At 61.2% G+C, this 14,653-nt stretch carries 7 protein-coding genes; 5 read left to right on the top strand and 2 right to left on the bottom strand.

From position 1 onward, the window contains the following. Position 1: 1 nt before the first annotated feature. Both waaF and glnE read right to left on the bottom strand, forming a co-directional pair. The gene (gene waaF, locus K9857_RS05485) at positions 2-1,036 is read right to left on the bottom strand and encodes a lipopolysaccharide heptosyltransferase II (RefSeq protein ID WP_224533844.1); all 1,035 of its coding nucleotides are present in this window, start codon (positions 1,034-1,036) and stop codon (positions 2-4) included. Positions 1,037-1,219: 183 nt separating this feature from the next. Beyond that, complete coding sequence (gene glnE / locus K9857_RS05480; RefSeq protein ID WP_224533843.1) at positions 1,220-4,159, bottom strand: bifunctional [glutamate--ammonia ligase]-adenylyl-L-tyrosine phosphorylase/[glutamate--ammonia-ligase] adenylyltransferase; 2,940 nt, start codon at positions 4,157-4,159, stop codon at positions 1,220-1,222. A 384-nt stretch (positions 4,160-4,543) separates the two neighbouring features. On the opposite strand from glnE, the gene aceE reads away from it, so the two are divergent. From aceE to msrA, 5 genes are all read left to right on the top strand, one after another. Further along, positions 4,544-7,189: a pyruvate dehydrogenase (acetyl-transferring), homodimeric type gene (gene aceE / locus K9857_RS05475; protein ID WP_224533842.1), complete on the top strand. Its 2,646-nt coding sequence runs from the start codon at positions 4,544-4,546 to the stop codon at positions 7,187-7,189. A gap of 11 nt (positions 7,190-7,200) precedes the next feature. Further along, complete coding sequence (gene aceF / locus K9857_RS05470) at positions 7,201-9,162, top strand: dihydrolipoyllysine-residue acetyltransferase (RefSeq protein WP_224533841.1); 1,962 nt, start codon at positions 7,201-7,203, stop codon at positions 9,160-9,162. 239 nt (positions 9,163-9,401) lie between these two features. Beyond that, positions 9,402-10,781 carry an alkaline phosphatase D family protein gene (locus tag K9857_RS05465; protein ID WP_224533840.1) on the top strand — a complete coding sequence of 460 codons (1,380 nt, stop codon included), beginning with the start codon at positions 9,402-9,404 and terminating at the stop codon, positions 10,779-10,781. 265 nt (positions 10,782-11,046) lie between these two features. Then, positions 11,047-13,740, top strand: coding sequence for a GGDEF and EAL domain-containing protein (locus tag K9857_RS05460; protein WP_224533839.1), 2,694 nt, complete (start codon positions 11,047-11,049; stop codon positions 13,738-13,740). 197 nt (positions 13,741-13,937) lie between these two features. Beyond that, positions 13,938-14,588, top strand: coding sequence for a peptide-methionine (S)-S-oxide reductase MsrA (gene msrA, locus K9857_RS05450; RefSeq protein WP_224533838.1), 651 nt, complete (start codon positions 13,938-13,940; stop codon positions 14,586-14,588). Positions 14,589-14,653 lie beyond the last annotated feature (65 nt).

Here is a 14,653-nt window from a genome sequence, read left to right as displayed (position 1 = left end):
ACTATTGAACCTCGACCACAGTGCCCTGCAACCGCTGCAAGGCTTCGTTCACCGCTTGCGGCATCAATTGGCGCAGGCAGTTGTAATGACCGAACCGGCAGGTGCGATCGAAGCACGGGCTGCATTCGATGCCCAGGCGCACGATCTCCACCTGCTCGGCCAGCGGCGGCGTGAAGCCCGGCGATGTCGAACCGTAGATCGCCACCAGCGGCCGATTCAATGCGGCGGCGACGTGCATCAGGCCCGAATCGTTGGACACCACCGAATCGGCGCAGGACAGCAGATCGATCGCCTCGGCCAGGGAGGTGCCGCCGCTGAGATTCATCGACTCTTCACGCAGGCCTGGGATCAGCCGCGAACGGATGTCTTCGCCCACCGCATGATCGTTTTTCGAGCCGAACAGCCAGACCTGCCAGCCTTCGCGAATCTTCGCCTCGGCGACCTTGGCGTAATGCTCGGACGGCCAGCGCTTGGCTTCACCGAATTCGGCACCGGGACACAGCGCCAGCACCGGACGGTCGAGTTCCAGGCCGAATTTGGCCAGTGTCGCTTCGCGGGTTACCGGGTCGATCTGCAAACTCGGGCGAGGATAAGGCTTGGGCAGGTCCGTGCCCGGCTCATAGGCCAGGGCCATGAAACGCTCGATCATCAGCGGGTAGCGTTCTTTATCCAGCGTGCGCACATCGTTGAGCAGGCCGTAGCGGAACTCGCCACGCCAACCAGTGCGCTTGGGGATGCCGGCGAAGAACGGCACCAGCGCCGACTTCAGGGAGTTGGGCAGGAGGATCGCCTGGTCGTACTGGCCGGCCAGGGATTTGCCGATGCGCCGACGCGTCGCCAGCTCCAGCGCGCCGTGGCCGAGCGGAAAGCTCAAGGCCTGGCGGACTTCGGGCATGCGCTCAAGAATCGGCCGGCTCCACTCGGGGGCCAGCACGTCGATTTCGCATTGCGGGTGGCGCTGTTTGAGGCACTGAAACAGTGTCTGCGCCATCACCATGTCACCGACCCAACTGGGCCCAACGATCAGAATATTCATGTGGCTTCCATAAACGAACCGGGGAGGCATACGCCTCCCCGCCTCGATAATTCTACAAAACACTGCATTGCAACTGTAGGAGCGAGCTCGCTCGCGATAAGGCCGTCACATTCGACATTCATGGCGCCTGACACTCCGCTATCGCGAGCAAGCTCGCTCCTACAGTGGACCTGTGTACGCCGTTCAGCTTAGCCCCAGCTCTCGCCAGATCCGCATGACCTGTCGCCGTTCGTCCGCAAACTGATCGCCCGGTATCACTCCCGGATCCTTCTGCAAGGCCTGTCGGTGAGCGGCGGAGCGGTAAGCTTTATAGGCTTCGCGCAGCAGGCTGGCATCTTCGGCGGGCATCAGCCCTTCGTGCTCCAGCTCTTCCAGAATGCGGATATTGTCGGTCCAGCGCAGCAATGGCGGGTGTGTTTCGGACCACGCCAGGGCCGCGTATTGCACCATAAATTCAATATCGACGATACCACCGGCATCCTGCTTGAGATCGAACGGCGCCGTGGCCTCGAAGGCATTTGCCCCAGTGCCGGCCGCCGTGCTCTTGCTGCCCAGGTTATCGCGCATCTTGGCGCGCATCTCGCTGACTTCCTGACGCAGCTTCGCCAGATCCCGCGCCTTGCCCAGAATCGCCGCCCGCACCTGCTCGAACGCACGCCCCACATCTTCACTGCCCACCAGCACCCGCGCCCGCACCAGCGCCTGATGCTCCCAGGTCCAGGCTTCGCCTTCCTGATAACGGGAAAACGCTCCCAGCGAACTCACCAGCAACCCCGCCGCACCGGACGGCCGCAGACGCATGTCCACTTCATACAATTGCCCGGAATTGGTCTGTGCCGTGAGCAAATGAATGATTCGCTGCCCAAGACGGGTGAAAAATTGCGCGCCATCGATGGATTTCGGTCCGTCGGTTTCCGCCTGCGGGTCGCCATCATGGATAAACACCAGATCCAGGTCCGAACCATGCCCCAGTTCCAGGCCGCCGACTTTCCCATAACCGACAATGATGAAGCCCGGATCGCACAAGGTGCCGTCGGTGCGCAGCGGCGTGCCGTACTTGGCCACGGTCTGGCGCCAGGCCAGGGCCAGCACTTGCTCCAGAATCGCCTCGGCGAGCCAGGTCAGGTAGTCGCTGACTTTCATCAGCGGCAGGTGCCCGGCGATTTCCGATGCGGCAACCCGCAGGCGGTGCGCCAGCTTGAAATGGCGCAGCGCTTCCATCTGCTGTTCGAGGTCGTCCTCGGGAATCCGCGTCAGGCGTTCGCGCAACTCGGCGGCCAATTCCGGCGCCAGCGGCGGCTTGAACAGCCGTCCTTCGTTAAGCAGTTCATCGAGCAGCAGCGGGAAACGAGTGATCTGTTCGGCGATCCACGGGCTGGCCGCGCACAAGGTCAGCAGGCGGCGCAGCGCACCCGGGTTTTCGGTCAGCAACACCAGATAAGCCGAACGACGCGCCACGGCCTCCACCAGGGGCAGCACCCGCTCCAGCACCAGATCCGGATTGGCGTGTTCCACCGCCTGCGCCAACAAACGTGGAATAAAGGCATCGAGACGTTCGCGCCCCAGACGCTGCATCGCGCGCAATTGCGGGCTGCTGCGCAGGCCGGCCAGTGCCCTCAGGGCTTTCGGCGCGTCGGTGAAACCGCCTTCCTGCAATTGCCGGCAGGCCGCTTCTTCATCCTGAGCTTCTTCCCACAACGGCAGCCATTCACCGCCGACCACCACTTCGCTTTCGGCGCCTTGCTCTTCATCGGGATCGGCAATGACCTGGGCGAAGTGCCAGGCGATACGACCGCGCCAGAACATCAGCTTTTCATGGAAGGACGCCCAGTCGTCGAAGCCCAACATAAAGGCAATGCGCGCCTGATCCTCAGGGCCAACCGGCAGCATCTGGGTCTGGCGATCGGCAATCGCCTGGATCGCATGTTCGGTGTAACGCAGAAATTCATAGCCTTCGCGCAGCTCGCTGACCACCGCCGGCGGCAGGTAGCCCTGACCTTCCAGAGTGCTCAGCACTTTCAATAGAGGACGCTGCTGCAGACTCAGGTCGCGACCACCGTGAATCAGCTGGAAGGCCTGGGCGATGAACTCCACCTCGCGGATGCCGCCGGAACCCAGCTTGATGTTGTCGGCCATACCCTTGCGCCGCACTTCCTGCTGGATCAGCTGCTTCATGGTGCGCAGCGCTTCGATCGCGGAGAAATCCAGGTAACGCCGGTAAACGAAGGGCCGCAACATCTCTTGCAGTTGTGCGCCAGCAACTTGATCGCCAGCGACCACCCGCGACTTGATCATCGCGTAGCGTTCCCAGTCGCGACCCTGATCCTGGTAGTACTGCTCCAGCGCGTTGAAACTCAGGACCAGCGCGCCGGACGAGCCATAAGGCCGCAGGCGCATGTCGACGCGGAACACAAAACCGTCGACGGTCATCGGGTCCAGGGCCTTGATCAGGCGCTGGCCGAGACGGATGAAGAATTCCTGGTTATCCAGCGCCCGCTTCACGCCGACGGTTTCGCCGCCTTCGGGGTAGGCGAAGATCAGGTCGATGTCGGACGACAGATTGAGCTCCACCGCGCCGAGTTTGCCCATGCCGAGCACGACCATCTGCTGCGGTTCGCCGCTGCGGTGGCCGGTGGGCACGCCGAATTGCTGGCAATGCCGCGCGTACAACCATTGATAGGCCTGATCGATGCTGGCATCGGCCATGTCGGAAAGGTCGCGGCAGGTCTGGATCAGATCGGCCTGGCGCGTCAGGTCACGCCAGATGATCCGCACTTGATGACGGGCGCGCTGCCGGCGCAGGGCACGGCCCAGCAGATCGTCGGTTTCGGCGACGCTCGCCGCGGCGGCGATCTGGGCGCACAGCTCGCCGGGGGCATAGGCGCGATCCAGTTCGCCTGAGCGCACCAGTTCCAGCAGCATCACCGGATCACGCACACATTGTTCGGTCACGAAGTCGCTGGCGGCGGTCACCCGGGCAAATTGTTCCCAGCGCTCGGGCGTCCAGGCAGACAGCCCGTGATCGTCATCCAATGCCTCCACCGCGGCGCGGAACGACTGCTCGGCGCGGGTGACAAACGGCAGCAGGACAGGGGGGAGTTGGGCAAGCAAAGGAAGGCTCATGGTCTATCCTTGATCGGCGAGTTATCAGCCAAATGTAGTGATTTGTACGAATGCACTACCAAAAGGACTGTCGAACAAAAGTTAGAAATAGCTGAAATTTCTTTATTTTTGGCAGCCAACATCAAAGTTTCACCTTTCCTTATTGGAAAAAGACCAACCTTAACGATTATTCTCACAACCCAGTTGGAGGCTATAAGCCAATCATCTGTAGTTTTACTACTCGTATATACATTCGGATAGCTGAAATGCCCGATGATTTGTAGTAAAACTACACGCCGCCGGAACCTACCTCTCGGCAATCCAAGAATTCATAACGTCTGCCCACAAGGCCAGTCGCTAACTCAGGCAACCGATTCTGGTAGCCTTTCCGCCCTGGAGCAAGCCATGCAAGACCTCGATCCCGTCGAAACCCAGGAATGGCTGGACGCCCTGGAATCGGTTCTCGACAAAGAAGGCGAAGACCGTGCTCACTATCTGATGACCCGTATGGGCGAACTCGCGACCCGCAGCGGCTCGCAACTGCCTTACGCCATCACCACGCCTTACCGCAACACCATCCCTGTTACCCACGAAGCACGCATGCCAGGCGACCTGTTCATGGAACGCCGCATCCGCTCGCTCGTGCGTTGGAACGCGATGGCCATGGTAATGCGTACGAACCTGAAAGATTCTGACCTGGGTGGTCACATCTCCAGCTTCGCTTCCAGTGCGACCCTGTATGACATCGGCTTCAACTATTTCTTCCAGGCTCCGACCGACGAACACGGCGGCGACCTGATCTACTTCCAGGGCCACACCTCCCCAGGCGTTTATGCCCGTGCGTTCATGGAAGGCCGCATCAGCGAAGACCAGATGAACAACTTCCGCCAGGAAGTGGACGGTCAGGGCCTGTCGTCCTACCCGCACCCTTGGCTGATGCCTGATTTCTGGCAGTTCCCGACCGTATCCATGGGTCTGGGTCCGATCCAGGCGATCTACCAGGCACGCTTCATGAAGTACCTGGAAGCCCGTGGCTTCATTCCGGAAGGCAAGCAGAAAGTCTGGTGCTTCCTGGGCGACGGCGAGTGCGACGAGCCGGAATCCCTGGGCGCGATCTCGCTGGCTGGCCGCGAGAAGCTCGACAACCTGATCTTCGTCATCAACTGCAACCTGCAGCGCCTCGACGGCCCGGTTCGCGGCAACGGCAAGATCATCCAGGAACTCGAAGGCGTGTTCCGCGGTGCTCAGTGGAACGTATCCAAAGTCATCTGGGGCCGTTTCTGGGACCCGCTGCTGGCCAAGGACGTCGACGGCATCCTGCAACGTCGCATGGACGAAGTCATCGACGGCGAATACCAGAACTACAAGGCCAAAGACGGCGCGTTCGTACGTGAACACTTCTTCAACTCGCCAGAACTCAAGGCGATGGTTGCAGACCTGTCCGACGACGAGATCTGGAAACTCAACCGTGGCGGCCACGACCCGTACAAGGTCTATGCGGCCTACCACCAGGCGGTCAACCACAAAGACCAGCCTACCGTCATCCTGGCCAAGACCATCAAGGGTTATGGCACCGGTGCCGGCGAAGCGAAGAACACCGCGCACAACACCAAGAAAGTCGACGTCGACAGCCTGAAGTTGTTCCGTGACCGCTTCGACATCCCGGTCAAGGATGAAGACCTGGAGAACCTGCCGTTCTTCAAGCCTGAACCGAACAGCGCCGAAGCCCGCTACCTGAGCGAGCGTCGCAATGCACTGGGCGGTTTCGTGCCTCAGCGCCGCGCGCAAAGCTTCAACATCCCGACTCCGCCACTCGATACCCTCAAGGCTATCCTGGACGGTTCGGGCGACCGTGAAATTTCCACCACCATGGCGTTCGTGCGGATCCTCGCGCAACTGGTCAAGGACAAGGAAATCGGCCCGCGCATCGTTCCGATCATCCCGGACGAAGCCCGTACCTTCGGTATGGAAGGCATGTTCCGTCAGTTGGGCATCTACTCGTCCGTCGGCCAGCTCTACGAGCCAGTCGATAAAGACCAGGTGATGTTCTACAAGGAAGACAAGAAAGGCCAGATTCTCGAAGAAGGCATCAACGAAGCGGGCGCCATGAGCTCCTTCATCGCTGCCGGTACTTCGTACTCCAGCCACAACCAGCCAATGCTGCCGTTCTACATCTTCTACTCGATGTTCGGCTTCCAGCGTATCGGCGACCTGGCCTGGGCCGCTGGCGACAGCCGTACCCGTGGCTTCCTGATCGGCGGCACCGCCGGCCGTACCACCCTCAACGGTGAAGGCCTGCAGCACGAAGACGGTCACAGCCACCTGCTGGCTGCCACCATCCCGAACTGCCGCACCTACGATCCAACCTACGGCTACGAGCTGGCGGTGATCATTCAGGACGGCATGAAGAAGATGACCGAAGAGCAACAGGACGTCTTCTACTACATCACCGTGATGAACGAGTCCTACCAGCAGCCAGCCATGCCGGCCGGTGCCGAGGAAGGCATCAAGAAAGGCATGTACCTGCTTGAGGAAGACACCCGCGAAGCGGCGCACCACGTTCAGCTGATGGGCTCCGGCACCATCCTGCGTGAAGTCCGTGAAGCGGCGAAGATCCTGCGCGAGCAATTCAACGTCGGCGCTGACGTGTGGAGCGTTACCAGCTTCAACGAACTGCGTCGCGACGGCCTGGCCGTAGAGCGCAGCAACCGTCTGCACCCAGGCCAGAAGCCTCAGCGCAGCTATGTTGAAGAGTGCCTGAACGGCCGTAAGGGTCCGGTCATCGCCTCTACCGACTACATGAAACTGTTCGCCGAGCAGATCCGTCAGTGGGTACCATCCAAGGAATTCAAAGTCCTGGGCACCGACGGTTTCGGCCGCAGCGACAGCCGCAAGAAACTGCGTCATTTCTTCGAAGTCGACCGTCATTTCGTGGTGTTGGCAGCCCTTGAAGCACTGGCTGACCGTGGTGATATCGAACCTAAGGTGGTGTCCGAAGCCATCGCCAAGTTCGGGATCGACCCGGAAAAACGCAACCCACTGGACTGCTGAGGAGAGTTTCTGTGAGCGAACTCATTCGAGTACCTGACATCGGCAGCGGTGAAGGTGAAGTAATTGAACTGTTTGTGAAGGTCGGCGACCGCATCGAAGCCGACCAGAGCATCCTGACCCTGGAATCGGACAAGGCGAGCATGGAAGTGCCTGCGCCGAAGGCCGGTATCATCAAGAGCCTGAAAGTGAAGCTGGGCGATCGCCTGAAAGAAGGCGACGAACTGCTGGAGCTGGAAGTCGAGGGCGCCGCAGCTGCGGCTCCTGCGCCTGCCGCTGCTCCGCAGGCCAAAGCTGCGCCGGCTCCGGCCGCCGCACCTGCTGCCGCCGCGCCAGCCGCTGCCCCAGCAGCCGCTTCGGTTCAGCAAGTGCACGTGCCGGACATCGGTTCGTCGGGCAAGGCCCAGATCATCGAAATCCAGGTCAAGGTCGGCGACACCGTCGAGGCTGATCAATCGCTGATCACCCTGGAATCCGACAAGGCGAGCATGGAAATCCCGTCGCCTGCCGCTGGCGTGGTCAAGGCCATCAGCGTCAAGCTCAACGACGAAGTCGGCACCGGCGACCTGATTCTGGACCTGGAAGTGGCGGGTGCCGCGGCGCCTGCCGCTGCCGCGCCAGCCCAGGCTGCAGCCCCTGCACCAGCCGCGGCGCCAGCTGCGGCCGCCGCACCGGCAGCTCCGGTTGCCGACAGCGTTCAGGACATCCACGTTCCGGACATCGGTTCGGCGGGCAAGGCCAAGATCATCGAAGTGCTGGTCAAGGCCGGCGACAGCGTCGAAGCCGACCAGTCGCTGATCACCCTGGAATCCGACAAGGCGAGCATGGAGATTCCATCGCCTGCCGCTGGCGTGGTGGAAAGCGTTTCCATCAAGCTCGACGATGAAGTCGGCACCGGCGACCTGATCCTCAAGCTGAAAGTCAAAGGCGCAGCGCCTGCTGCAGCCCCTGCACCGGCTGCTGCTGCGAGCGCTCCTGCTGCCGCTGCTGCACCTGCTGCCGCTCCGGCTGCCGCGCCTGCCGCTGCTCCGGTTGCTGCACCAGCCAAGCCAGGCGCGAAAGTTCACGCCGGCCCAGCCGTGCGCCAACTGGCCCGCGAGTTCGGCGTCGAGCTGAGCGCTGTCGGCGCCAGCGGCCCGCACGGTCGCATCCTCAAGGAAGACGTGCAGGCTTACGTCAAGGCGATGATGCAGAAGGCCAAGGAAGCTCCAGCCGCTGCGGCCGGTGCAACCGGTGGCGCAGGCATCCCGCCGATTCCGGTCGTGGACTTCAGCCGCTTCGGTGAAATCGAAGAAGTGCCGATGACCCGCCTGATGCAGGTCGGCGCCGCCAACCTGCACCGCAGCTGGCTGAACGTGCCGCACGTGACGCAATTCGACTCGGCGGATATCACCGAACTCGAAGCGTTCCGTAACGCCCAGAAAGCCGTCGCAGAGAAGGCCGGCGTCAAGCTGACCATCCTGCCGCTGCTGCTCAAGTCCTGCGCGCACCTGCTCAAGGAACTGCCGGACTTCAACAGCTCGCTGGCACCAAGCGGCAAGGCGATCATCCGCAAGAAATACGTGAACATCGGCTTCGCCGTCGACACTCCGGATGGCCTGCTGGTACCGGTCATCAAGAACGTCGACCAGAAGAGCCTGCTGCAACTGGCCGCCGAGGCCGCTTCCCTGGCTGAAAAAGCCCGGACCAAGAAGCTCTCGTCGGACGAGATGCAAGGCGCCTGCTTCACCATTTCCAGCCTCGGCCACATTGGCGGCACCGGTTTCACGCCGATCGTCAACGCGCCGGAAGTGGCGATCCTCGGTGTTTCCAAGGCAACCATGCAGCCAGTCTGGGACGGCAAAGCCTTCCAGCCGAAGCTGATGCTGCCTCTGTCGCTGTCCTACGATCACCGTGTGATCAACGGCGCCGCTGCTGCACGCTTCACCAAGCGTCTGAGCGATCTGCTGGCGGACATCCGCACCATCTTGCTGTAACTCCCGAAAGGCCCTCCCTCACCGGAGGGCCTTTTGCGTTTCACGTTTCCGAGCGCCACGCTCGTACCTCAACCCCGCCAATTTGGCGGGGCTTTTTTTGCCTGCAAGAAAAACCTTCCTACGTTTGTGGCTGATATCCCCCACAACCTGCGTCGCACTCTGCCGCGCTTTTTTTCCCGCCCAGAACAGTAGGCTCGATTCGAAAGGACTCACACGTAACCTTCACGGAATCGAAGAATATGTTGAAACCTACTGTAGGACCGATCGTCGGCCATACGACATCGCACCAAACCCGCCTGTTTCTGCGTGGCGGCTGGCAGAAAGGCACTCAGGCATTCGCCGCTGTTCGCTGTCGAAGAGCCGGTGAGGAACACTGGAACAAAGCGATTTTCACCCCGCTGTCGGAGGCGAATGACGGGGCTGCAGTGATTGACCTTCAGGGCCTTGTCGCCGATGCCGAATACGAATATCAGGCAGGCTGGTTCAGCTCGACGCTCGGCCTGGAAACATTGCGCGAATTGCCGCTGCAATGGCCCGAGCCCCTATACCGCTTTCGCACGCAATCCAGTGATGTCACTTCCCCGCGGGCCTACATCGTCGGCTCGTGCCGCTACTTGCAGATGACCGCCGGCGTGCCCTGGGCTCCACAGTTGGGCGACCGGATCTTCGCCTCGATCAACACGCTGGCCCGAAATGCCAACCCGCCGATCAGCGCCCTGCTGATGACCGGTGACCAGGTTTACATCGATGATCTGAATTTCATCGCTCCCGACCGGGAGTACGAGGACATCCTCGCCAAATACCGCACGGCGTTTTCCCAGCCGCATATCGCAGCCCTGATGTCCGGCACACCGACCTACATGATCCTCGACGACCATGAAATCGAGGACAACTGGCCGGTCAACAAGAGCCGGGGCGACGAGCACCTCTATGACAACGCCATGCGCGCCTATGAGCTGTATCAGGCAAGCCATGGACCCGCCGGCGTGGGGGAAAGCCTCGGACAGCCGCTGGCTCGATACTGGTATCAATTCAGCCATGGCGATATCGAATGGTTCGTCACCGACAGTCGCACTCGACGCGACCTGGCATCGCCTGAACCGCGCATGCTCGATCTCGAGCAGGAACAGGCATTGCGCGACTGGCTGGTCCAAAGCCCCGCCAGGGTCAAATTCGTGGTCACCAGCGTGATGTTCTATCCCGACCGCAAAAGCCTGCCGGATGACGCCTGGAAGGCTTTTCCGGAGCAGCGATTGCGACTGCTGGAAACCATCCGGACTCACAGGATCAAAAACGTGGTCTTTGTCTCGGGCGACGTCCACGGCTCATTGACCAGCCGCCTGACCCACAGCGAAGCCCCGGACTTCGACGTCCACACCATCGTTTCCTCGCCCCTGTGCAACAGCAGGCTGCTGCCCTATGCCAAGGCCTCCACCTTCATTCTCGACCAACCGCTGGTGCGAACCGCCGCCGGGGACTACCGGCATGAACTCACCAGCGGCGTGATCAGCCAGGACAATTTCGCCCACGTCATCGTCGATACCGAACAGATTCATGTGCGTTTTCATGATCGCGATGGCAACCTGCTGCAATCGACCAGTATTGCTTTAACCCTGTAGGAGCGAGCACGCTCGCGATGGTCGTCAACGATGACGCTGGGCACCTGACACCCCGCGGCGTTCTTGAATCCATCGCGAGCGTGCTCGCTCCTACAGGTTCGGGAAAAAATTGCAGAAAACTTGTCTGCTGCCGACATATTCTTATAGCACTTGGCCTTCATCTCTCTTGTCAGTCGGTAGCGCAATGATGCAACCTTGCCGCAGGCAACAGTAAGAGGGCGTAAGCCCGGCGCGTTCAGCAAATTCGAAGCGAGTTTTCCTTCATATGAAAAGCCAACCCGATGCCGCCAGCCGAATGGTGGCCGAGGTAGTGACGCAGTTGCCTGTGCCCTCGCGGCTCGGCATGCTGCGTTTCGAGCGGCTGAATGAACCAAGCTGGGCGCTGCTGTTTCTCGATCCCAATTGCGAACGACAGTTCGGCTTGCCGGCCGTGGAGCTCTGCGCCCTGGTCGGCTCGCCCTACGCCAGCCTGATGGAGCCTGAAGCGCGCTATGAGCTGCACGACGCGATTCAGTTGCAACTGAGCGAAGGCTCGCATTACCTGATCCGCTACACCCTGCACACCGCCACCGGCTCCTTGAACCTGCTGGAGCTGGGCGAAGCCTACAAACAGCACAATCGGCACCTGTTGCGCGGCTACTTGCTGGTCATCGACGGCCTGTTCGAGGATGACCCGCTGCTGCCCGCCCTCGATCTGGAAACCCAGAACTCGCGCCTGCAAATCGCCCTGGAGCTCAACCAGCGCGCCCAGCAGGAACAACTGCAGCATCTGGACCGTGTGCGCGCGCAGCAGGATCTGATCCTGTTGCTGACCCGCCAGCGCTATAGCAGCGGCAACTCCCTGCAAGAAGCGGCCGAACTGATTACCCGCAGCGCCTGCGAGATCTACGAAATCGACTGCGCCAGCCTGTGGAACCTTGAAGGCTCGACGCTGGTGCCGATCTCGGCCTTCCACCGCGCCAGCCAGGAATACGTGCTGCCGCAACCGATCGACGCGAGCAGCTTTCCCGACTATCTCGACGCCCTGCACACCGGTCGCGCCATCGATGCGCACAATGCCATGCGCGATCCACGGACCCGGGAAATCGCCGAAGCCCTGCGCCCGCGCGACGTCAACGCCATGCTCGACGCCAGTATCCGCGTCGATGGCCAGGTGGTCGGTGTGCTGTGCCTTGAGCAGACCGGCGCCACCCGCGCCTGGCAGTCGGATGAAATCGCCTTTGCCGGCGAGCTGGCGGACCAGTTCGCCCAGGTCATCAGCAACCACAACCGCCGCACCGCCACCAGCGCCCTGCACCTGTTCCAGCGTGCGGTCGAGCAAAGCGCCAACGCCTTTCTGCTGGTCAATTGCGATGGCGTGGTGGAATACGTCAACCCGAGCTTCACCGCGATCACCCAGTACAGCACCGAAGAAGTTCACGGCCAGCGCCTGTCTGAGCTGCCGGCCCTGGAAAACCTCAGCGAGCTGCTGTTCGATGCGCCCTCGGCGCTGGCCAAGAGCAACAGCTGGCAGGGCGAATTCAAGAGCCGCCGCAAGAACCTCGAACCCTACTGGGGCCAGTTGTCGATCTCCAAGGTCTATGGCGATAACCGCGAACTGACCCACTACATCGGCATCTACGAAGACATCACCCACACCAAGCTCGCGCAGCAACGCATCGAGCGCCTGGCCTACACCGACAACCTGACCAATCTGGGCAACCGTCCGGCGTTCATCCGCAACCTCGACGAACGCTTTGCCCGGGACAGCGATGCGCCGATCAGCCTGCTGCTGGTGGACATCGACAACTTCAAGCGGATCAACGACAGCCTCGGCCACCAGACCGGCGACAAGCTGCTGATCAGCCTCGCCCGTCGCCTGCGCAACAGCCTGAGCCCGAGCGGCAGCCTGGCGCGATTCGCCAGTAACGAGTTCGCGGTGCTGCTGGACAATACCGACCTGCACACCGGCCAACAGATCGCCAGCCAGTTGCTGACCACCCTCGACAAGCCGATGTTCGTCGACAACCAGTTGATCAGTGTGACCGGCTCGGTAGGTCTGGCCTGCGCGCCGCTGCATGGCCGCGACCCGCAGACCCTGATGCGCAACGCCGGTCTGGCGCTGCACAAGGCCAAGGCCAACGGCAAACATCAGGTGCAGGTCTTCACCGAAGCGTTGAACGCCGAGGCCAGCTACAAGCTGTTCGTCGAGAACAACCTGCGCCGCGCCCTGACCCAGAACGAGCTGGACGTGTTCTATCAGCCCAAGCTCTGCCTGCGCAGCGGTCGCCTGCTGGGCATGGAGGCCTTGCTGCGCTGGGATCATCCGGAAAAAGGCATGATCCGCCCGGACCAGTTCATCAGCGTCGCCGAGGAAACCGGCCTGATCATTCCGATCGGCAAATGGATCGCCCGCCAGGCCTGCCGCATGAGCAAGGCGCTGACCGCCGCCGGGCTAGGCAATCTGCAGGTGGCGATCAACCTGTCGCCCAAACAGTTCTCCGACCCGGACCTGGTCGCCTCGATCACCAACATCCTCAAGGAAGAAGCCCTGCCGGCACACCTGCTGGAGCTGGAACTGACCGAAGGCCTGCTGCTGGAAGCCACCGAAGACACCCACCTGCAACTCGACCAGCTCAAGCGCCTGGGCCTGACTCTGGCGATGGACGACTTCGGCACCGGTTACTCATCGCTCAGTTACTTGAAAAAATTCCCCATCGACATCATCAAGATCGACCGAAGCTTCATTCACGAAATCCCGGACAACCAGGACGACATGGAAATCACCTCCGCGGTGATCGCCATGGCCCACAACCTGAAACTCAAGGTCGTGGCTGAAGGCATCGAGACCGCCGAGCAGCTGTCCTTCCTGCGCCGCCACCGCTGCGACGTCGGCCAGGGCTACCTGTTCGACCAACCGATCCCGGGCGCCGAACTGATCGAGAAACTCAAGCGCTACCCGCGCGGCCCGATTGCCTGATTGCCTGATTGCCTGATTGCACAAACCCTGTGGGAGCGGGCTTGCTCGCGAAAGCGTCGTATCAGTCGACATCATCGCTGACTGACACACCGCCTTCGCGAGCAAGCCCGCTCCCACAATGGGTAGTGCGTAACTCGCGGGCATTGGGCACACTGACGACCTGCTTACTTAACTCCCATCCTGACTGAGGACTGATAATGGTTCTGCGCTCGGAAATTCTGGTGAACAAAAACGTGCTCCCTACCAAAGAACAAGCTCTGCCTGGCCGTGAAACCCCGATGGTTCTGCCCGAGAAACACTTCGTTTTCGAAGACACCCCGCTGCTGGGCCCATTCTTCCAGGACGTAGATTTCGCCATCTTCGGCCTGGGTTGCTTCTGGGGCGCCGAGCGGCGGTTCTGGCAGCGTGAAGGCGTGGTCAGCACCGTGGTCGGTTACGCCGGCGGCTTCACCCCGAACCCGACCTACGAAGAAGTCTGCTCGGGCCTGACCGGCCACGCCGAAGTGGTGCTGGTGGTGTATGACAAAGACAAGGTCAGCTACGACGAGCTGCTGAAGATGTTCTGGGAACTGCACAACCCGACCCAGGGCATGCGCCAGGGCAACGACATCGGCACCCAGTACCGTTCGACGATCTACTGCACCAGCCCTGAGCATCTGGATAAAGCCCTGGCCAGCAAGCAGGCGTTCCAGGCCGAACTGAACAAGTCCGGTTTCGGTGAAATCACCACCGAAGTCGAACAGGCACCGACCGTGTACTTTGCCGAGACCTATCACCAGCAGTATCTGGCCAAGAATCCTGAAGGCTACTGCGGGATCGGCGGCACCGGCGTGACCTGCCCTATTTAATCGCTCGAAGCAAAAGATCGCAGCCTGCGGCAGCTTCTACACATACATCTGTAGGAGCTGCCGCA

The sequence above is a fragment of the Pseudomonas sp. REP124 genome (assembly GCF_020164475.1).
Lineage (GTDB): Bacteria > Pseudomonadota > Gammaproteobacteria > Pseudomonadales > Pseudomonadaceae > Aquipseudomonas.
This window is presented reverse-complemented; position numbering and strand designations above follow the sequence as displayed.